Raw genomic sequence first — 19,948 nt, forward strand, 5'->3', positions numbered from 1 at the left:
CCGGCCGGTTGCCGGCCGGACAACCGGCCTGCCCGCCGAGTGGCAGACTCGGCTCATGTCCGAGTCGGCCTCGGGTGAGGCCAGTACCCGTACTGTCGTCGTCGCGGTCGCCGTCAACCTCGCGATCGCGTTCGCCAAGGGGGCCGCAGCGGCCCTGACCGGCTCGGCGGCGCTCTGGGCCGAGACCGCTCACTCGCTCGCCGACACCGGCAACGAGGTGCTGCTGTTCGTCGGCCTGCGGCGCTCCGGGCGCCCGGCGGACGAGCGCCACCCGTTCGGGTACGGGCAGGAGCGCTGGTTCTGGGCGTTCCTCGCCGCCATCGGCATCTTCGTCGTCGGCGGAGTCCTCTCCATCGACGAGGGCGTCGACGCGATCCGGCATCCGAAGCCGCTGACGAATGTGCCCGTGGGGGTGGGGGTCCTGGTTGTCTCCCTGGCCCTGGAGGCGCTGTCGTGGCGCACCGCCCATGCGCAGCTGCGTGAGGAGGCCCGCGCCCGCCGGCGCTCACTGGCCGAACACGTCCGGAGCGCGTCCGACCCGACCGCCACGACGGTGCTGCTGGAGGACAGCGCCGCCATCGTCGGCATCGGGCTCGCGCTCGGCGCGTTGGTGCTGCACTGGGCGACCGGTTGGACCGGCTGGGACGCCGGGGCCAGCATTCTCATCGGTCTGCTCCTCGTCGGGGTCGCGTTCCTGGTCGCCCGCCGGTCCAAGGGGCTGCTGATCGACGAGTCGCCACCGCCGGACGTGCTCGAACGACTGCGCGGCCGGATCGTGGCGGAACCGTGGGTAGGCGCCATCGAGAGCCTGACCGCCGTCTACATCGGACCGCAGCGGGTGCTGGTGATGGTGCGGTTGCTGCCCGTAGCGGAGGTGGCCCGGCTGCCGGCGGAGGAGCTCATGGCGAAGACGTACGACCTACGTGCCAGCCTGTGCGCCGTGGAGGTCATCGCAGATGTCGAGATCACGCTCGTACCCGGGGCGGACGAACGTTCATCAACTTGACAGTGATCTGGTCGGTTCCGCCGATGTCAGCGTATCGTCCTCCGCGAGGGGGTCCTGACCTTGTTGAGCCATGACGGGCGGCTTCGCCACATGGGTACGGCATGAGTGCTTCGGCCCGAAGTTCATTCCGACACGAGGCGCTCGTCTACCGATCGCCTGATGAACTACTCGCCGGCACCGTCCCTTTCGTGCGGGGCGGTCTGGAGGCGGACGAGCCGGTCCTGGTGGCCGTGCCGCCCGGCAGCATGGAGCCGATCCGCTCGGCGCTCGGCGACTCGGCCGGCCGGGTCCGGTTCGTCGACATGACCGAGGCGGGACGCAACCCGGGCCGGATCATTCCCGGCGTCCTCCACTCGTTCGTCAGCCAGCACACACCGCAGCGGGTGCGGATCGTCGGCGAGCCGATCTGGGCGGGCCGGACGGCGGCCGAGTACCCCGCCTGCGTCCAGCACGAGGCTCTGATCAACCTGGCGTTCGCGGACGCCGACCTGGTGATCCTGTGTCCGTACGACGCGCGGCGGCTCGCCGGGGAGGCGCTCGCCGACGCGGAGCGGACCCACCCGCTCATCGCCACCGGCGAGGGCCGTCGGGCCAGCACGGCGTACGCGGCGCCGCAGGCCGTCGTCGCGGAGTTCAACCGGCCGCTGACAGACCCGGCGACGCCGCCCGCGACGCTCATCTTCGACGCCGACGACCTTCCGGCGGTCCGCCGGTTCGTCGCCGGCCACGCCGGCCGCGCGGGCCTGCCGACCGGGCGGATCGCCGACCTGGAGGTGGCCGTCAACGAGGTGGCCACCAACACGGTCACCCACGGCGGCGGGCCCGGCACGCTCCGGGTGTGGCGCGAGCGTGGCGGTGTGATCTGCGAGGTCTGCGATCCGGGACAGCTGACCGATCCGCTGGCGGGCCGGATCCCGCCCGACCCGCACAGCGAACACGGTCGGGGCCTGCTGCTGGTCAACCACATGTGTGATCTGGTCCGGGTCCATACCGACCACAAGGGCACGACCGTCCGTATGTACATGTACATGCGGGCCTGACACGGGGAACATCGGCTCGTGGTTAGCTACGGCGTGTCTGTGTCGTCTCTAGCCGATGTATGGAACGGGCTGGCCGGGGCGCAACCGGCGCCGCCTCGCCTCGTCGTGGTCGGCACCGCCGTGTTGGCGCTGGTGGCCGTCGGTCCGTACCGGTGCTGGCGGGTCTCGCGCCACGTCGTCACGATCGCCCACGAAGGTGGCCATGCCCTGGCCGCGCTGCTCACCGGCCGACGGCTGGCGGGGATCCGGCTGCACTCGGACACCTCGGGGCTGACGGTGTCCGCCGGCCGTCCCACCGGGCCCGGCATGGTCGTGACGGGTATGGCCGGTTACCTCGCGCCGTCAGTGCTGGGACTGCTCGGCGCGGTGCTGCTGACCGCAGGCCGGATCACCGTCATGCTCTGGGCGGCGTTGGTGGTCCTCGCCGCGATGCTGGTCATGATCCGCAACATGTTCGGGGTGGTGTCGGTCGTCGCCACGATCGGCATCGTCTTCGCGGTGTCGTGGTTCGCCTCCGCCCAGACCCAGGCCGCGTTCGCGTACTTCTCGGTCTGGCTGCTGCTGGCCGGCGGCGTACGGCCGGTGGTCGAACTGCAGCGACTGCGCCGTCGGGGTCGGGTGCCCTACTCGGACGCCGACCAGTTGGCTCGGCTGACTCCGCTGCCCGGCCTTTTCTGGGTGGTGTTCTTCTGGGTCGGCACGGTTGTGGCACTGCTCTTCGGTGGTTGGCTGCTGGCGCGGGCGATGACCCGCGGCTGGTTGTGAGGCCCCGGGGGTGGGTCCGACGAACCGGCCGAACGGTGGATCAGTGACGAAGCTCACTTAACGCTGTTCGGCTCATGCTGCGCGATCCCGCGCGTCACGGTCGGCAGTTCGAAGTAGCTTGCATCGCATGACAAACGGGACGGAGCGGGCAATGTTGCCCACGTCACTCCGTTACGCTCAGTAAGCGTATCGATTCAATTACTGATTGTTGTTGGTCTATACGCGCATGTCTGTAGATAGACTGGGCAGCCCACCCCTCTGTTTCTCGGCGGTAACTTTGACTGAACGTACGTGGTGCGCGCGACGCTTCTTCGGGGACATTGGGTAGCCGTGGGAGGTCGCCATAGGAACCATCGCCGCGCCGGTAGATACACGTCCGGCGCGGGTGGTGGACGTACATCCGGAAGCCTGCGCACGGTCGCGGCCGCGGCCGCGGTGCTGGCCGTCATCGCCGCGAGCTGGGGCGGATACCGCCTCTTCGCGGCTCCCTCGTGTTCGGGCACGGTGCGCCTGACGGTCGCGGCGACGCAGGAGATCGCCCCCGTCGTCAAGAGCACCGCCAGCCAGTGGGTCGACACCAAGCCGAGGTTCAACGGCAAGTGCGTCGCGGTTGACGTGGTCGCGGCGGACTCCGGTGACGTCGCCGCAGCCGTCGCCGGCCAGCACAACTCGGTCCTCGGTGGCATCGGACAGGCGAGCGGCAAGATGAAGGTGCCCGACGTCTGGATCCCCGACTCGTCGCTGTGGCTGCAGCGGCTGCGCGCCACGGGGGGCCAGGACTGGGTGCCGGCTGATACTCCCTCGGTGGGCCGCAGCCCCGTCGTCGTCGCGATGCCCCAGCCGGTGGCGGCCACCCTCGGCTGGCCGGACAAGAAGCTGACCTGGGCCGACCTGCTGTCGAAGGTGACCGCCGACGCCAAGCTGCGCACCGGCATCGTCGACCCCAGCCGCGACGCCTCCGGCACGAGCGGGCTGCTCGCCCTCGCGGCCGCCGCCAACGCCGCCGGCGACGCGACCGGCCAGGCGGCCACGGTCGCCGCGCTCCGGGCGCTCGCCACCGGGAAGGCCACGCTGCGCGACGAACTGGTCGCGCGCTTCCCGCGCGCCACCGACGCCGCCTCGCTGACCAGCAGCCTGAGCGCCGCTCCGCTGTCCGAGCAGGCCGTCATCGCCTACAACCGCACCCAGCCACCCGTGCCGCTGGCGCCGGTCTTCGTCGACCCGGCGCCGCTGCCGCTGGACTACCCGTTCGCCGTCATGCCGGGCATCTCGGGTGACCAGGCCGGCGCGGCGCGTGCGCTGATGGTCACGCTGGCCGGCGACGCCTACCGGGACAAGCTGGCCAAGGCGGGCATCCGCGCCGCCGACGGCAGCGCCGGCGGCGGGTTCACCGCGGCCAAGGGCACGCCCCTGACCCCGTCGCCGGCCGCCAAGCCGGTCGACCCGGCGGTCCTCGACCGCGTGCTCTCCACCTGGTCGGCCGTCACCCTGCCGGGACGGATGCTCACGGTCATCGACATCTCCGGGTCGATGGCCGAGCCCGTACCCACCGCCGGCGGCGCCTCGAAGGAACAGGTCACCGTCGAGGCCGCCCGCAAGGGTCTCGCCCTCTGCGACGACTCCTGGGCGATCGGCCTGTGGGACTTCACGAACCAGGCCGACGGCGCGAACGACTTCAAGGAGGTCGTGCCGATCGGCCTGCTGGCCAACAGTCGGCAGGACCTCGCCAACGGGCTCGGCACCATCCAGCCGAAGCTCAACGGCGGCACGCCGCTCTACAACACCATGCTCGCCGCGTACAAGGCCGTGCAGAACAACTGGGACCCGAGCCGGGTCAACTCGATCGTGCTCTTCACCGACGGCCAGAACGACGACCCGCAGGGTCTGACGCTCGACCAGCTCACGACCGAGCTGAAAAAGATCATGGATCCGAACCGGCCGATCCAGGTCATCGCGATCGGTATCGGCAACCAGGTGAGCGAGAAGGAGTTGCAGACCATCACGAACACGACCGGCGGCGGCACGTTCCTCGCTCCCGACCCGGCCAAGATCGGCGACATCTTCCTGAAGGCGATCGCGCTGCGGTCGGCCGGAACGCGCTGATCCGCGTCTGAGCACATGAGCCGGCGGGCTCGCGGCGACGGCCGTGAGCCCGCCGGCTCGCTGTGTGCCGGGCGGTACCGGCGGATCTTCCGACGACATGTCGCCGCTGCCAGGTACCGTGGCGGGCGTGCGGGCGTGGGAGATCGTGGTGGGTGGCGTCGCGGGTGCGCTCACCTGCTGGTTCATCCTGGTCGGGGCGTTGCTGCTCGGACGGCCCCGCGGGGGCGCGCTGCCGGAAGCGCTACGGCTGCTTCCCGACCTGTTGAGGCTGGTCGGCCGGCTCGCCCGCGATCGCAGCCTGCCCGCGGGGGTACGCGGACGGCTGTTGCTGCTCGGCGGTTACCTGGCGATGCCGTTCGACCTGGTCCCCGACTTCGTGCCGATCGTCGGGTACGCCGACGACGCCGTCATCGTCGCACTCACCCTGCGTTCGGTCGCCCGACGGGCGGGCACCCAGGCCCTGCGCCGGCACTGGCCGGGCACGGACACCGGCTTCGAGGCGCTGTGCCGGCTGGTACGCCTGCCCGCCGACGGCTCGCCACCGCCACCGCCGACCCGGTCCTGGTGGGTCGACGGCGGCCTGCTTGCCGGCTTCATCGGCCTCACCATCGCGCTGTCGGGCGGCGCGTTCCTGGGCGTGGACGTCGGCGTCGACAACTGGTGCCGGGCGCACCGGCCGGCGGCGCTGTACTGGCTGGCCCGCGGTGGCTTCCTGCTCGGCCAGGGGACGCCGCTCGCCGTCGTGGTGTTCGGGCTCGCGGTACTGCTGGGCTGGCGGCGGCGGTCCGTGCGGCCGGTGCTGCCGGTCCTCGCCGCCGAGGTGCTCACCGCCGTCGTCGTGCTGGTACTCAAGACCAGCCTGCACCGGGCGCCACCCAACAACCAGCACCACGTGGCCCACCCCGAGCGCCTGTTCAGCGACCCGCTCAGCCAGTCGTACCCGTCCGGGCACATGGTCGTCGCGATCGTCTGGTACGGGATTCTCGCCCTGCTCCTCGCCGGCCTGCTGGACGTCCGGTGGCGGCGTGCGGTACGGGTGGTGCCGCCGGTCATCCTGCTCGTCGTCACGATCTACCTCAGCTTCCACTGGGTGACCGACTCGGTCGCCGGGCTCATGCTCGGACTGCTGCTCTACCGGCTGCTCGTCCGCGTTTTCCATGATCGCGGAAACTTCTTCGTGCCCTGGCCCGGAAAAGGTTCCGCGATCACGAGGGAGGAGCCAGCCAGGTGCCCGCGCGCATGACGCGTAGCACCCGCAGGTCGTCGTCGAGCACGACGAGGTCGGCCCGCCGCCCGCCCTCCACCGCGCCCACGTCGTGCCGGCCGATCGCGGCGGCCGGCGTGGTGGCCGCCATCCGCGCCGCGTCCACGATCGTCGCGCCGGCGCCGACCGCTCGCCGGAGCGCCCGGTCCATGGTCAGTGTGCTGCCGGCGATCGAGTCGCCGTCGGTCAGGCGGGCCACCCCGTCGCGGACCGTGACGTCCTGGCCACCCAGCTCGTAGGCACCGTCGGGCATGCCCGCGGCTGCCATCGCGTCGGTGATGAGCGCCGCCCGCGCCGGGCCGGTGACCGACGTGGCGAAGGACAGGGTGCCGTCGTGCAGGTGTACGCCGTCGGCGACCAGCTCGCAGGTGACGCTCTCGGCGGCGAGCAGGGCGAACACCGGGCCGGGCTCGCGGTGGTGCGGCGGACGCATCCCGTTGAACACGTGGGTACCCACGGAGGCGCCGGCGGCGATCCCGGCGAGGGTCTGCTCGTACGTGGCGTCGGTGTGCCCGATCGCGGCCACGACGCCGCGGGCGACCAGGAACCGGATGGCCTCCAGCGCGCCCGGCAGCTCCGGGGCGATGGTCACCATGCGCACGGCGCCGCCGCCGGCGTCCAGCAACCGGGACAGCTCGTCGATCGACGGGGGGCGCAGGTGGGCCGGGTTCTGGGCGCCGCAGCGCGGCCGCGACAGGTAGGGGCCCTCGAAGTGGATGCCGGCGATCACACCCTCGGCGACCAGCGGGGCGTACGCGCGTACCGCCGCGAGCATCGGCTCGGGCGGCGAGGTGACCAGGCTCGCCAGCAGGGTCGTGGTGCCGTGGGCCAGGTGGAAGCCGGCCCCGTCCCGTACCTGTTGCGGGTCTCCGGTCGTGAAGGCGTGCCCGCCGCCGCCGTGGGTGTGGATGTCGACGAAGCCGGGCACGATCCAGGCGCCGGGTACGACCTCCGCGTCGCCGTCCGGCCGGTCGGGGCGCACCTCCGCGATCGTGTTTCCGGAGATCCGGACGTGCCCGTGCTCGATCACTCCGTGCGCGGTGACGATCCGCGGGCCGGTGAGCAGGGTCATGCGGGTACTCCGGTGAGCAGGGTCATGCGGGTACTCCGTTGAGGGCGTCGCGGGCGATGAGTCCGGCGCCGAGGCAGCCGGCTTCGTCGCCGAGCGCCGCGCGCATCAGGGCCGGCTCGCGTTGGAATCTGAGCCGCTCCCGCAGGGCGGCGCCAAGGGGGTTGAGCAGGGCGTCACCGGCTTCGGCTAGGCCGCCGCCGACGACCACGGCCTCCGGGTCGAACAGCGTGAGGCCGGTGAGCAGGCCGTCGGCGAGGGCGTCGATCGCCTCGCCCCAGACGCCCGCCGCGGTGGGATCGCCGGCGGCGGCGAGGGCAGCCACCCGGTCGGCGCCGGTCGGCGTCCCGGCGGGTGAGCGCTCGGCGTACCGGCGGGACACGGCGGCGGCGGAGGCGATCGCCTCCAGGCAGCCGCGCAGGCCGCAGCCGCAGGCCGGACCGCCCGGGCGGATGACGACGTGGCCGAGCTCGCCGGCCGCGCCGTGTGCTCCGGCGAAGGCGGTGCCGTCCACGACGTGGGCGGCGGCGATCCCGGTGCCGATCGCGACGAAGAGGACGTGCCGGTAGCCACGGCCGGCGCCCAGCCGGGCTTCGGCGAGGCCGCCGACGCGTACGTCGTGGCCGAGCGCCGTGGGCAGCCCGATCCGCTCGGTGACCAGTTGCCGGAGGGGAACGTCGCGGAAGCCCACGTTCGCCGACCAGGTCGCCACCCCGGCCGCCTCGTCGACAACTCCGGGCACCACGATGCCGATCCCTTCCGGGCGCAGTCCGGTGCGCTCGGCGGTGCGGACCAGCCCTTCGGTGATCTCCAGGATCGTCGTGACGACCGCCTCGGATCCGCGTTCGCGGCCGGTGGCGCGGCGCTCGCTGTGGCGTACCTGTCCGGCGGCGTCGACCAGGGCGCATTTGATGCCGGTGCCCCCGACGTCGAGGGCGACGACCACGTCGTCGGCCATCTCGTACCCCCGTTCGCGCCGCTGCCCGCCACGTTGCGTCGCGCCGTGACAGTGTGCACCCCGGGTTCCCAGTGCTGCCCGGCGACCGGTCTCCACCACCGGCAGGCAACTTTGTTAACAGTGTAGCGTGCGGTCAAGATCACTGATCATTGGCCATGGTATCGGCGAAACGCGCAGGCGCTGCGCTTGTCTCCGGACGTTTCGCGCATTAGTGTGCACAGAACTTCGCAGCACCTGCGCAGAGAGGTGAGTATGGACCGGTACGCGCGTTGGAACGCGCTGCTCGAGCTACTCACCGAGAGCGGCCGGGTCAGTGTGGAGGAGGCCGCCGAGCGGCTGAACGTCTCCCAGGCCACCATCCGGCGGGACTTCGACCAGCTCGCCCAGCAGCAGATGATCACTCGTACCCGCGGCGGCGCCGTCGCCAGCGGGGTCTCCTACGACCTGCCCCTGCGCTACAAGACGGCCAAGCACTCCGCGGAGAAGCAGCGGATCGGCGCCGCGGCGGCCGCCCTCGTGGAGCCCGGCATGGTGGTCGGACTCAACGGCGGCACCACGATGACCGAGGTGGCCCGCGCTCTCGCGGTCCGTCCCGAGCTCGCCGGCAACGCCGACGAAGCCCAGTTCACCGTCGTCACCAACGCCTTGAACATCGCCAACGAACTGCTCGTACGTTCCCGCATGAAGATCGTGGTGACCGGCGGGGTGGTCCGCCCGCAGTCGTTCGAACTGGTCGGCCCGCTCGGTGGCAACCTGCTGCGCGACGTGACCCTGGACGTGGCGCTGCTCGGCGCGGATGCCCTCGACGTGACCCTCGGCGCCGCCGCGCACCACGAGGGCGAAGCGGCGATGAACAGCCTCATGGTCGGCCAGGCCCGGCGTGTGGTCATGGTCGTGGACAGTTCGAAGCTCGGCGGGCACGCCTTCGCCCGCATCTGCCCGATCGACCGGATCGACACGCTGGTCACCGACTCGGGCGCGGATCCGGAGATCCTCCGCGGCTTCGAGCAGGCGGGCGTACACGTCATCGTCGCCTGAGCGGGCGCCGTCAGTACGCTGGAACCCGGTCGCGATACGAGCCGGGAGGCGACGATGGCACCTGCGGAGAACGAGGGCACCCCGCCGCCCGAGTTCGACGGCGAGCCGGCCGACCCGGCGCCCGACTCCGTCGACCAGCCGGAGTCCACAGAGGGCGCCACGGCGGCCGGGCTGACCGACGGCGAGCGCGCGCTGCTCGACTTCGAGAACCAGTGGTGGCGCCAGCCGGGCGCCAAGGAGCAGGCGATCCGCGACCGGTTCGACCTGTCGCCGACCAACTACTACCAGCTGCTCAACGCGCTGCTCGACCGGCCGGCCGCGCTGGCCTACGACCCGGTGCTGGTCAACCGCCTGCGCCGGATCCGGACCGGCGGCCGCTCCGGGCGCGGCGCCTAGCGCGCCGCCTGCTGCTCCGCGTACGCCGCGAGCCACGCCACCTGGTCGGGGTCCAGCGACGGGCGGACCCGTTCGCGGGCGGCGGACACGTGCGCCGCCGTCACCGTGGACGCCTCGAGGGACTCACGCATCGCGGCGAGGGCGGCTTCCCGTATCAGCGCGGCGCAGTCCGCGGCGGAGAAGCCGTCCAGCTTCCGGGCGAGCCGGTCGAGGTTGACGTCGGCGGCGAGCGGGACGTTCTTCGCCGCCGCCCGCAGGATCTCGGCCCGCGCCGCCGCGTCCGGCGGTGGCACGTAGATGAGGCGTTCCAACCGGCCCGGCCGCAGCATGGCGGGGTCGACGAGGTCGGGACGGTTGGTCGCGCCGATGACGATGACGTTGCGCAGGGACTCGACACCGTCCAGTTCGGTGAGGAGGGCTGCCACGACCCGGTCGGTCGTGCCCCCGTCGGTCGCCTGTCCGCGTACCGGTGCGAGCGCGTCCACCTCGTCGAGGAAGACCAGCGTGGGCGCGGCCTCCCGGGCCCGGCGGAACAGCTCGCGGACCGCCCGCTCGCTCTCACCGACCCACTTGGACAGCAGCTCCGCGCCCTTGACCGACAGCACGTTGGCCTTGCCGGTACCGGCAAGGGCCTTGACGAGGAACGTCTTGCCGCAGCCGGGCGGGCCGTAGAGCAGCACGCCGCGGGGCGGCTCCACCCCCAGCCGGGCGAAAGCGTCCGGATAGGACAGTGGCCACAGCACCGACTCGGTGAGGACCTCCTTGACCGCGACCATGTCGCCGACGTCGTCGAGGGTCAGACCGCCGAGCTCCAGCGAGCTCTCCGCCATGGAGGTCGGGCGTACGACCTCCAGCGCGCCGTCGAAGTCGGCCATCGTGACCTGCGGATCGTGCCGGGTCGACTTCTGGCGCAGCGCCGCGCGTACCCCCGCCTCGCGGATCAGCGCCGACAGGTCGGCGGCGACGAAACCGGGCGTACGCCCGGCGATCTCGTCCAGCCGTACGTCGTCGGCCAGCGGCATGCCGCGGGTGAGGACGGCGAGCTGTTCGCGGCGCATGGCGGCGTCCGGCAGCGGTACGCCGATCTCGTGCTCGAGCAGGCCCGGCGACCGCAGGTTAGGGTCGACCGTCTCGGGGTGGCTGGTGGTGCAGACGACGGCGACGCCGTCCCGGAGCAGCCCTCTGATCACCTGTCGGAAGACGGTCGCCAGCGGTCCGGGGGAGGTGCGCGGGGCGAGCGCCTCGACGTCGGCGATCACCAGTACGCCGGGTATCTGGATCTTTCCGGCGACCGACCGCAGTCGGGTGGCCGCGTCGTCGTTGGTCATCGCGGCGAGTTCGGGGGCCCACAGTACGGTGACCTCGGCACCGACGGCGCTGGCCACCGCTTTGACCAGGGTCGACTTGCCGGAGCCGGCGGGGCCGGTGATGAGGACGCCGAGTGAGACGGTGGTGCCGAGCTTGGCGAGCACCTCGCCGTGGTGGAAGCCGAGATCGAGCAGTTCGGCCAGGTCGTGTGCCTGGTTGCGCAGGCCGGGGAGGTCGTCGACGGCCGGAGCGCTGACCGGTGCTGCCGTGGGCGCCCCGACCGTGCCCGGTTCATGGGTGGTCTGGCCGCCTTGCCAGGCGACGACGGTGTCCATGGTGACCAGCGCGGCACCGTCCGGCTCGGCCTCGGTGACGGTGACCAGGGCGCTGGTGAATCCGTACCCGATGGTGTTGGAGAGGCTGCGGCGCGCCGCCTCCAGGAGGCCGCGGACGTTGTTGGCCGGCGCGACGTCCTGCGGCATGAGCGAGACGTTGTCGCCGACGGTGACGACCTTGCCCAGCAGGGCGAGCCGCAGCATCTCGGGGCTGACGGCGGCCTGGATCTCCGCCGGCCCGGTGAGGGTGACGGTACGCGCGGCCCTGGCCGGCGCCGGCGCGACCGTGACCTGGCCGCCGTCGCGGGTGCCGAGGTTGCCGAGGACGAGATCGTCGGCGTACAGCAGTGCGCGGCTCGCGCCGGACTCGGCGAGCGCGGCGATTCCGGCCGTGGTCCGCCGGCCGGTGAGGGTGACCGGGTCGCCCGGGCGCAGGTCGAGGGCCGTGAAGACCTCGGGGTGCAGGCGGACGACACCGCGCCGGGCGTCGAGCGCGGCGGGCCGCAGGTTTGCGGTCAGGGTCAGGGATCGCGGCGCTTCGGTCACGATCACGAGCCTATCGTCGCCGTGCCCTCCCCGGCCCGCACCGCATCGTTGTGGCGTAAGGGAATTGGGGCTGATCGACGCCCGGCGAAGAAATGCGGAAACGTCGATATTCATCGGCTACGAAGTAATTTCGTTCACCGCTGTCGATATCGCGAATCATTACCCCGGAGTAGCTTTATCGGGCCGGGCGTGCGAGGATCATCATCCGTACCGGCTGCGGGATTATCGGCTGCTCGGAGGGGTTCCGTGGCCCCCTGTTCCGGCTAATCTGATCAGGGTCCGCCGGTGACTGAAAGTATGGGTAGCGGTTACCGGGTGGATGATGTCGTGATCCAAACGGGCCTAGATCCGAAATGGGTGTACCACAACGGTCGGATTGCTCCATAAAGTGCGGACAGCACGAAAGGAGCCCCCTCCATGTCTGTGGTCTTCCAGAACTCGCCCCTCGTATGGCTGCCCATCACGGCGTTCCTGATCGCCTGCGCCGCCAACGGCATCGCGTACCTGATCGGGTACGCGCACGGGACGAAGAACGCCAAGATCGACTCTATTCTCAACGCGCAGCGCGCGGAGCGCGAGCAGACCCGCGGACGCCGCCGGCGCACGCGCGAGGACGCGCCGACGCCCGCGATCGCGCGGCACACCTTTCAGTCGCTCCGGCCGACCGCCGGCTACGGCACGGCTGAGACGGCCGTGCTGGACCGCACGCCGGCCGGCGCCGCCGGAGACGACGGCCTCGAACTCGTACCCGCGGGCGACCCGCGCCCGTCGATCCGCGAGCAGCGCCGCGGCCACTAGGACGGTTCCCGGCGGCCCCGCTCCAGGCCGCGCACCGGTGAAAGACCACAGACCGCACGGTCAGCGAGTGCCCCCACACCTCACCGGGTGTGGGGGCACTCGCGTTCCACCGCCGCCACGGTGACCTTTCAGGTTTCTCGCAGCATCCACGCCGTACCGTTGCTGCCATGCCGTCCTCCTCTCCCACGCGGCTACGCCGGGCCCTGCCGCGCGTACGCGTGACCCGGCGCCGGGTGACCGCCGGCGCCGTCGTGCTGGTCGTCCTCGTCGGGCTCGTCGGCTGGGCGGTCTGGCCGGCGCCGGTCACCTACCGCGTCGAGGACCGGATGATCCAGGTCAAGACCGGTCCGGCCGGCGACCGGAGCGTCACGCTCGACACCCGGCTGTACGTGCCCAAGGCCGCAGACGCGGCCCACCCGGTACCGGCGGTGCTGCTGGCACACGGCTTCGGCGGCACCAAGCTCGACTCCGCTTCGGACGCCGAGGCTCTGGCGAGCCGCGGGTACGAGGTCCTGGCGTGGACCGCGGAAGGGTTCGGGCGCTCAACCGGGCAGATCCACCTCGACAGTCCCGACTGGGAGGTCAAGGACGCCAAGGATCTCGTCGACTGGCTCGCGCGACGGCCGGAGGTCAGCAAGGACGGGCCCGCCGACCCCCGGGTCGCGGTCGTCGGCGGCTCGTACGGCGGCGGCCTGTCGCTGCTGCTCGCCGCCTACGACCAGCGCGTGGACGCGATCGTTCCGTCGATCACGTGGAACGACCTGGCCCGGTCCTTCCTCCCCGACGCAGGCGGCGGCGGACCCGCCACCGGCGTGTTCAAGAAGCAGTGGGCGGGGCTGTTCTTCGGCTCGGGCGGCTCGGGCGGCTCGGGCGGCACGCTCGGCGCGGCGGCGGGCGGCGCCCTGGGAGGCGGTACCGGCGCCGGCGCCGGCGTGAGCGGCAGCGCCCAGTGCGGCCGATTCGCGGTCGACGTCTGCCAGGCGTACCTGTCGATGGCCACGACCGGCCGCCCGACCGCCCAGGCGCTCGACCTGCTGCGCCGCTCCAGCCCCGCCAGCGTCATCGACCGGATCAAGGCGCCCACCCTGCTCATCCAGGGCGAGGCCGACTCGCTCTTCCCGCTCTCGGAGGCCGACGCCAACGCCAAGGGCATCGCCGCGAACGGCACGCCGGTACGGGTCGCCTGGTTCACCGGCGGCCACGACGGCGGCCAGGGGCCGCAGTCCGACCAGGACCGGACCAGGTTCCTGACCGCTCAGTGGCTCGACTACTACCTCGCCCGCAAGGGCCCGAAGCCGGGCACCAGCTTCACGTACTCCCGGATCACCGGGATCGACGCGAGCGGTGACGGGCTGGTCGCGGCCGGCTTCGACGTGGCCGACTACCCGGGGACGACCGGCGCCGGACAGGCGCAGGTGCCGGTGGCCGGGCCGGCGCAGCAGATCGCCAACCCACCGAACGGCACCCCGGCGGCCGTGTCCTCGCTCGCCGGCGTGGGCGGCGCGCTCGGCGCCGCCAGCGGCGTGACCCTCGAGGTGCCCGGCCAGCACGCCGACTTCTACTCCGAACCGTTGAGTCGGGCCACCGACGTCACCGGCGCGCCGACGATCCAGGTCGAAGCGGCGTCCCCGACCGGCGAAGCCGTGCTCTTCGTCAAGCTCTACGACATCGACGCGAACGGCCAGGCCACGCTGCCCAACGGCCTCGTCGCTCCGGTACGGCTGACCGGCCTGCCCACGAGCATCGACGGGGCGACCCCGGTGACCGTGACGCTGCCCGCCATCGTGCGCCGCTTCGAGCAGGGGCACCGTCTGCGGATCACGGTGGCAACCTCCGACCAGGCCTACAGCACCCCGGCCACGCCGACGGTCTACACGGTCGCGGTGCGCGGACCGGTCACGCTGCCGTCCGCGCCCGGCACGCCGATCCAGACCCCGTCGGTGATCTGGCGCTACGTCCTCGCCGGGCTCGTCGTGGTCCTCGTGATCGCGGTCGGTGCGGCGGTCATCGTCGGGCGCCGGCGGCTGCGCCGCCGGGTGAAGACCGAGGAAGGGTATGTGCAGACGCCGCTGGTCGTGCGCGGCCTGCGCAAGGAGTACGCGGACGGCTTCGTGGCGGTCAGCAAGGTCGACTTCGTCGTGGCGCGCAACACCGTCGTCGGCCTGCTCGGCCCCAACGGCGCCGGCAAGACGACCACGCTGCGGGTCCTCATGGGGCTGACTTACCCGACAGCCGGCGACGTGCTGGTCTTCGGGCAACCGCTCAAGCCCGGAGCGCCGGTGCTCAGCCGGGTCGGCGCGCTCGTCGAGGGCCCGGGCTTCCTGCCGCACCTGTCCGGGTACGCCAACCTCCAGCTGTACTGGAAGGCCACCGGCCGCCCGGCCGACGAGGCCCGCTTCGACGAGGCCCTCGACATCGCCGGCCTCGGTGACGCGGTCTACCGCAAGGTCAAGACGTACAGCCACGGCATGAAGCAGCGGCTCGCGATCGCGCAGGCGATGCTGGGCCTGCCCGAACTGCTGGTGCTCGACGAGCCGACCGACGGTCTCGACCCGCCGCAGATCGCCGAGATGCGCAGGGTCCTGCGCCGGTACGCCACGGACGGGCGCGCCGTGCTCGTGTCCAGCCATCTGCTCGCCGAGGTCGAGCAGACCTGTACCGACGTGGTGGTCATGCACAAGGGGCAGATCGTCGCGGCCGGGCCGGTGGCCGACATCGTCGGCGACTCGCCGACCGTACAGCTGGACGTGTCCGATGTGGATCTGGCCGGCGAGGTGCTCGGCAAGCTCGGCGTCGTCCGGTCGGTCGCCTCGTCCGGTGCCAACGGGCTGGTCGTCGACCTCGACGGCACACCGCGCGCCGAGGTGGTCGCGGCCCTGGTCAACGCCGGCATCGGGGTGGACCGGGTGGTACCCAGGCGGCGACTGGAGGACGCGTTCCTGGCCCTGGTCGGCGGCGACACGAAAGCGAGCGGTGAACGATGACGGTGATCGAAAGCTACCGACCCACCCGTACCTTCACCTTCGCCACCGAGTTCCGCCGGCAGGCCAGCCGGCGGCGCACCCAGCTCGCGCTCGGGTTCATGGTGGTCCTGCCGTTGATCATTCTGATCGCGTTCGAGCTGCCCAGCAGCGACAACCGGGGCAACGGCGGCCGGCGCGGCAGCTTCTCCAGCCTGGTCGACCTGGCGACCGCCGGCGGGCTGAACTTCGCGCTGTTCACCGTCTTCGTGTCGGCGTCGTTCCTGCTGATCGTCGTGGTCGCGCTGTTCCACGGCGACACCGTGGCCAGCGAGGCGAGCTGGGGGAGTCTGCGGTACCTGCTGGCGATCCCGGTGCCGCGGGGCCGGCTGCTGGGGGTGAAGCTCGCCGTGTCGCTGGCGTACTCCGCGCTCGCGATGGTGCTGCTGCTGGCGACCGCGCTGGCGGCCGGCACCGCCCGGTACGGCTGGCACCCCCTGCGCAGCACGATCGCGGGGGACATCCCGAGCGGTGACGCCCTGCTGCGGTTGCTGGGGATCATGGGGTACCTGGCGGTGAGCCTGCTGGTCGTCGCGGGGCTGGCGTTCCTGCTGTCGGTGACGACCGACGCGCCGCTGGGCGCGGTCGGCGGCGCGGTGCTGCTGCAGATCCTGTCGAGCATCCTCGACCAGATCACGGCGCTCGGCGCGATCCGCAGCTTCCTGCCGAGCCACTTCGCGGAGGCCTGGCTGGGGCTGCTGTCGACGCCGATCCAGACCGACAACCTGGTCCGGGGCTGCATCAGCGGGCTGGCCTACGGCGCGGTCTTCTTCGGTCTCGCCTGGTGGCGCTTCCTGCGCAAGGACGTGGTCAGCTGAGCTGACGCGGTGGGCGCGTGAGCTGACGTTCGGTGACGTCACTCACGCGCCGGTCGTAAGCCGTGGCGGTCACCTGCGCTGATCTCTACACTCGGGAGCACAACTGAATACCTCATCCAGAGGGGCTGAGGGAACGGCCCGTTGAAGCCCCGGCAACCACCACTGACGACTCGATGACGAGGCCGCGCGTGGCAGGTGCCAATTCCGTCCCGGGTGCGATACCGGGAAAGATGAGAGGAAGGCCTCGCATGACGTCGACCGTCGACGCATCCCCGTTCGTCAACTCGCCCGCCCGCGCCCTCGTCTGTCGTGGCTGCGGCGCGGAGTACCCGCTGGCCGCCCAGCACGCGTGTTACGAGTGTTTCGGTCCGCTGGAGGTCGCCTACGACCAGGCGGCGCTCAGGCGCGTGACCCGCGAGGAGATCGAGCGCGGCCCGAACAACATCTGGCGTTACGCCTCGCTGCTGCCGGCCGGTCAGGACCCGTCGACCCGGGTCACGCTCAACCCGGGCTGCACCCCGCTCGTACCGGCGGCGGCGCTCGCCCGTGAGATCGGCCTGCGCGCTCCACTCTGGGTCAAGGACGACTCGGCGAACCCGACGCACTCCTTCAAGGACCGTGTGGTGTCGGTCGCGCTGACCGCCGCCCACGCCCTCGGCTTCGACCGGTACGCCTGCGCGTCGACGGGCAACCTGGCCAACTCGGTCGCCGCGCACGCCGCGCGCGCCGGGGTGCCGTCGATGGTCTTCATCCCGTCGGACCTGGAAGCGGGCAAGGTGGTCACCACGGCCGTGTACGGGGGCGACGTGGTGGCGATCGACGGCTCGTACGACGACGTCAACCGGCTGTGCTCGGAGCTGACCGAGACCGACGAGTTCGAGACGACCGCCTTCGTCAACGTCAACGTCCGGCCGTTCTACGCCGAGGGTTCGCGCACGCTGGGGTACGAGGTCGCCGAGCAGTTGGGTTGGCGGATCCCGGCCCAGGTCGTGATCCCGATGGCCAGCGGTGAGCTGCTGACGAAGGTCGACAAGGCGTTCACCGAGCTGGTCGAGCTGGGGCTGGCCGAGGCGCCGGCCGGTGGCTGGCGGGTGTTCGGCGCGCAGTCCGCCGGCTGCAACCCGATCGCCCTGGCCCTGCACGAGGGGCGCGAGGACATCGTCCCGCAGAAGCCGACCGGCATCGCGAAGTCGCTCAACATCGGGGACCCGGCCGCCGGCGTGTACGCCCTCGAGGCGGTCCGCCGTACGGGCGGCTGGATGGCGTACGCCGACGACGAGGAGATCCGCGACGCGATCCGGCTGCTGGCCCGTACCACGGGTATCTTCGCCGAGACGGCGGGTGGCACGACGGTGGCCGCGCTGCGCAAGCTCGTCGCGGAGGGCCGGCTCGACCCGGAGGCCGAGACGGTGGTGTACAACACCGGCGAGGGGTTGAAGACGCTCGACGCGGTCGCCGACCGGGTGGGGCCGACGTACCGCGTGAAGCCCTCGCTGCGCGCGGTCCGCGAGGCCGGCCTGCTGGGCGGGTGATTTTCCGCTATCTGTACCAGGATGTGACTGGTATCGATGGGTTGAGTGGGATTCTCTGGTCCGTTTAGTCGGCCCTGCCCGCAATATCACTCTTCACGGGGTGCGTTTTGCGTGGACTGGGGCGAATGCGCAGAGTGCTGAGAACATTGCGCGCTGTCGAAGGTCCAGCCATTGGGTCCCTTGACTGCACCCTACGAAACCTGCACGATTCATCTGCGGGAGGACGCATCGCCGCGAGGCCGCCGATCCGTTCGGCCGGCCCGCGAGCCCAGCGCCGGAGGCGTTGTGCGAGCGTCCTCTCGACCATGTGTGGGGGAAATTCGGTCGCGCTGGCGTCCTGGCCGGGTGCACGCTGCCGGGCATGACCGCCGGTACCCGCACCTTCCGCGTCGTCGAGATCGATCCCGCTGACCGCGCCGTCCTCGACGCGTCCTACGAGATTCGACGCGCGGCGGTGGCCCACGACGTTCCCGACCTCCCGCCGCTGTGTCGACACGCGCACGACGCCATGCTCCGGGTGCCGTTGCCGCACTCGGTCCAGTCGGCGTGGCTGATCCACGACGGTGACCGGCCGGTCGGCGTCGCCGCGGTCAGGCTGCCCCAGCTTGACAACCTCGACAACGCGGAGTGCGAGATCTTCGTCCACCCCGACCACCGGCGTCGCGGCGCCGGCCGGGCCCTGTACGAGCAGGTTGTCACCTACGTTCGGGCTGCCGGGCGCAGGCGGCTGATCGCCGATTCGGTCGAGGCGTTGCCGGGCGGGGCTGAACGGCCGGGCTCCGGGACCGGCTTCGCTCGGGCCATGGGCGCGCAGGACGCACTGCGCGACATCCGCCGCCGGCTCGATCTGTCCAGCGTGGACACCGATGGGTACGACCGGCTGCTGGCCGATGCGTGGCGGCGCGCCGACGGGTACTCGCTGGTGCGGTGGCGGGAGCGTACCCCGGAGGAGCACCTGGCCGACGTCGCCTATCTCGAGAGCAGGCTGATGTCCGACGCTCCGATGGGCGACCTTGCGGTGGAGCCGCAGAAGATCGATGCCGAGCGGCGACGCTCGATCGACGAGACCCGGATCGCCTACGGTCGCGGGTCCTACAACACCGGCGTACGCCACGACGCGACCGGCCGGATCGTCGCCTGGACGCAGCTCGGCACGGAGTACTCGGTCCACGACCACGCCTGGCAGAACATCACGCTGGTCGACCCGCCGCACCGGGGTCACCGGCTCGGCACGATCGTGAAGATCGCCAACCTCCGGTACGCGCTGGAGAACGAGCCCGCCCTGCGCTTCATCGATACGTGGAACGCCGCGGCCAACGACCACATGATCTCGATCAACGAGACGCTCGGGTTCCGTCCGGTGGACGCGCTCGTCAACTGGCAGCAGGAGGTGCGTCGCGGCTGACGTCGTCGTAGTAGGCGAGGAAGACCGAGTACGCCCGGCCGTCCGGGCTGTGCGGCCGGTCGGCGTACTCGTCCAGGATCGCGCCGATCCGCTCGCGCAGTTCGCGGAACTCGTCCTCGGTGAGCCGCAGCCCCAGGCGGGTCATGTCGACCTGATCGAGGTCCACCAGCCGGGCTTCGGCGAGGAAAGCGCCGAGCATCGCCTCGCCGCGTCCCGGTGCCGCGGCGTCGTGCACGGCGACGGTCCAGGACTTTCCGGTCGCGAGGTACGGCACCTCGCGGGAGCCCCGGGTGCCTCGACGGGCCGGCTCTGCGTCGAGAAACCCCGTGTCGACGAGCGTACGTACATGGTGGAGCGTGGTCGCGGGGTTGGCGCCGAGCCGGTCGGCGATCTCCTTGTTGGTCAGCGCCCGGTCCAGGCAGAGCCGCAGGATGCGTAGCCGCACCGCGGAGGCCAGCGCCTTCGCCTCCGCCTCGGTGGCCGGTCGCCGGTTCCCCATGCGGTCGCAGCGTACGCGTAACTGGTTGACTTTTCCCAATCAGTCAAT

General features: G+C 71.6%; 16 protein-coding genes and 1 riboswitch. Of the genes, 12 read left to right on the forward strand and 4 right to left on the reverse strand.

All coding sequences use genetic code 11. The annotated features are described in order from the left end of the window. Window positions 1-55 precede the first annotated feature (55 nt). The 5 genes from HC031_RS28355 (at window position 56) to HC031_RS28375 (ending at window position 6,157) form a co-directional block, all read left to right on the forward strand. A complete protein-coding gene (locus HC031_RS28355; protein WP_167928517.1) occupies window positions 56-1,006 on the forward strand; it encodes a cation diffusion facilitator family transporter in 951 nt (316 codons plus the stop codon). 101 nt (window positions 1,007-1,107) lie between these two features. Then, a complete protein-coding gene (locus HC031_RS28360) occupies window positions 1,108-2,046 on the forward strand; it encodes a sensor histidine kinase (protein ID WP_167928518.1) in 939 nt (312 codons plus the stop codon). Window positions 2,047-2,079: 33 nt separating this feature from the next. Further along, window positions 2,080-2,811, forward strand: coding sequence for a M50 family metallopeptidase (locus tag HC031_RS28365; RefSeq protein ID WP_167928519.1), 732 nt, complete (start codon window positions 2,080-2,082; stop codon window positions 2,809-2,811). Window positions 2,812-3,219: 408 nt separating this feature from the next. Then, window positions 3,220-4,914 (forward strand): substrate-binding and VWA domain-containing protein, encoded by a 1,695-nt coding sequence (locus HC031_RS28370; protein WP_205863356.1) that lies wholly within the window; start codon window positions 3,220-3,222, stop codon window positions 4,912-4,914. Between the two features lie 127 nt (window positions 4,915-5,041). Further along, a complete protein-coding gene (locus tag HC031_RS28375) occupies window positions 5,042-6,157 on the forward strand; it encodes a phosphatase PAP2 family protein (RefSeq protein WP_205863351.1) in 1,116 nt (371 codons plus the stop codon). On the opposite strand, the gene nagA is transcribed toward HC031_RS28375, so the two are convergent. Further along, window positions 6,120-7,250 carry an N-acetylglucosamine-6-phosphate deacetylase gene (gene nagA, locus HC031_RS28380; protein ID WP_167928522.1) on the reverse strand — a complete coding sequence of 377 codons (1,131 nt, stop codon included), beginning with the start codon at window positions 7,248-7,250 and terminating at the stop codon, window positions 6,120-6,122. The two genes, HC031_RS28375 and nagA, sit on opposite strands and share 38 nt — an antisense overlap. A gap of 22 nt (window positions 7,251-7,272) precedes the next feature. Next, window positions 7,273-8,205, reverse strand: coding sequence for an ROK family protein (locus HC031_RS28385; RefSeq protein WP_167928523.1), 933 nt, complete (start codon window positions 8,203-8,205; stop codon window positions 7,273-7,275). A gap of 252 nt (window positions 8,206-8,457) precedes the next feature. Between HC031_RS28385 and HC031_RS28390 the strand changes: the two genes are divergently transcribed. Next, window positions 8,458-9,243 (forward strand): DeoR/GlpR family DNA-binding transcription regulator, encoded by a 786-nt coding sequence (locus HC031_RS28390; RefSeq protein WP_167928524.1) that lies wholly within the window; start codon window positions 8,458-8,460, stop codon window positions 9,241-9,243. 54 nt (window positions 9,244-9,297) lie between these two features. Beyond that, complete coding sequence (locus HC031_RS28395) at window positions 9,298-9,639, forward strand: DUF3263 domain-containing protein (RefSeq protein ID WP_167928525.1); 342 nt, start codon at window positions 9,298-9,300, stop codon at window positions 9,637-9,639. Here the strand turns inward: HC031_RS28395 and HC031_RS28400 are convergent. Further along, window positions 9,636-11,828, reverse strand: coding sequence for an AAA family ATPase (locus HC031_RS28400; RefSeq protein ID WP_338090874.1), 2,193 nt, complete (start codon window positions 11,826-11,828; stop codon window positions 9,636-9,638). The genes HC031_RS28395 and HC031_RS28400 overlap by 4 nt on opposite strands. Before the next feature lie 417 nt (window positions 11,829-12,245). Here HC031_RS28400 and HC031_RS28405 point away from each other — a divergent pair, with 417 nt between their 5' ends. The 5 genes from HC031_RS28405 to HC031_RS28425 all read left to right on the forward strand — a co-directional run bounded on the left by HC031_RS28405 (window position 12,246) and on the right by HC031_RS28425 (window position 19,401). Then, on the forward strand, window positions 12,246-12,626 hold the full coding sequence (locus tag HC031_RS28405) for a hypothetical protein (protein WP_167928527.1): 381 nt from the start codon (window positions 12,246-12,248) through the stop codon (window positions 12,624-12,626). Between the two features lie 167 nt (window positions 12,627-12,793). Further along, a complete protein-coding gene (locus HC031_RS28410) occupies window positions 12,794-15,610 on the forward strand; it encodes an alpha/beta fold hydrolase (protein WP_167928528.1) in 2,817 nt (938 codons plus the stop codon). Continuing rightward, complete coding sequence (locus HC031_RS28415) at window positions 15,607-16,464, forward strand: ABC transporter permease (RefSeq protein WP_167928529.1); 858 nt, start codon at window positions 15,607-15,609, stop codon at window positions 16,462-16,464. The genes HC031_RS28410 and HC031_RS28415 overlap by 4 nt, the downstream gene beginning before the upstream one ends. A 109-nt stretch (window positions 16,465-16,573) precedes the next feature. Continuing rightward, window positions 16,574-16,701, forward strand: a riboswitch (SAM riboswitch). Window positions 16,702-16,712: 11 nt separating this feature from the next. Next, window positions 16,713-17,996, forward strand: a complete 1,284-nt coding sequence (gene thrC / locus HC031_RS28420) for a threonine synthase (RefSeq protein ID WP_167928530.1) — start codon at window positions 16,713-16,715, stop codon at window positions 17,994-17,996. Window positions 17,997-18,357: 361 nt separating this feature from the next. Continuing rightward, window positions 18,358-19,401, forward strand: coding sequence for a GNAT family N-acetyltransferase (locus HC031_RS28425; protein WP_167928531.1), 1,044 nt, complete (start codon window positions 18,358-18,360; stop codon window positions 19,399-19,401). Here HC031_RS28425 and HC031_RS28430 read toward each other — a convergent pair. After that, window positions 19,370-19,900, reverse strand: a complete 531-nt coding sequence (locus HC031_RS28430) for an ArsR/SmtB family transcription factor (RefSeq protein WP_167928532.1) — start codon at window positions 19,898-19,900, stop codon at window positions 19,370-19,372. The two genes, HC031_RS28425 and HC031_RS28430, sit on opposite strands and share 32 nt — an antisense overlap. Between the last annotated feature and the right edge of the window lie 48 nt (window positions 19,901-19,948).

It is taken from the genome of Planosporangium thailandense (assembly GCF_011947195.1).
GTDB lineage: Bacteria > Actinomycetota > Actinomycetes > Mycobacteriales > Micromonosporaceae > Planosporangium > Planosporangium thailandense.

What these genes read in the sequence shown, in the direction of transcription:
- HC031_RS28395 (WP_167928525.1), top strand. Translation starts at nt 9,298, where the DNA reads ATGGCACCTGCGGAGAACGAGGGCACCCCGCCGCCCGAGTTCGACGGC.
- nagA (WP_167928522.1), bottom strand. Translation starts at nt 7,250, where the DNA reads ATGACCCTGCTCACCGGCCCGCGGATCGTCACCGCGCACGGAGTGATC.
- HC031_RS28430 (WP_167928532.1), bottom strand. Translation starts at nt 19,900, where the DNA reads ATGGGGAACCGGCGACCGGCCACCGAGGCGGAGGCGAAGGCGCTGGCC.
- HC031_RS28355 (WP_167928517.1), top strand. Translation starts at nt 56, where the DNA reads ATGTCCGAGTCGGCCTCGGGTGAGGCCAGTACCCGTACTGTCGTCGTC.
- HC031_RS28385 (WP_167928523.1), bottom strand. Translation starts at nt 8,205, where the DNA reads ATGGCCGACGACGTGGTCGTCGCCCTCGACGTCGGGGGCACCGGCATC.
- HC031_RS28405 (WP_167928527.1), top strand. Translation starts at nt 12,246, where the DNA reads ATGTCTGTGGTCTTCCAGAACTCGCCCCTCGTATGGCTGCCCATCACG.
- HC031_RS28415 (WP_167928529.1), top strand. Translation starts at nt 15,607, where the DNA reads ATGACGGTGATCGAAAGCTACCGACCCACCCGTACCTTCACCTTCGCC.
- HC031_RS28390 (WP_167928524.1), top strand. Translation starts at nt 8,458, where the DNA reads ATGGACCGGTACGCGCGTTGGAACGCGCTGCTCGAGCTACTCACCGAG.
- thrC (WP_167928530.1), top strand. Translation starts at nt 16,713, where the DNA reads ATGACGTCGACCGTCGACGCATCCCCGTTCGTCAACTCGCCCGCCCGC.
- HC031_RS28360 (WP_167928518.1), top strand. Translation starts at nt 1,108, where the DNA reads ATGAGTGCTTCGGCCCGAAGTTCATTCCGACACGAGGCGCTCGTCTAC.
- HC031_RS28425 (WP_167928531.1), top strand. Translation starts at nt 18,358, where the DNA reads ATGACCGCCGGTACCCGCACCTTCCGCGTCGTCGAGATCGATCCCGCT.
- HC031_RS28410 (WP_167928528.1), top strand. Translation starts at nt 12,794, where the DNA reads ATGCCGTCCTCCTCTCCCACGCGGCTACGCCGGGCCCTGCCGCGCGTA.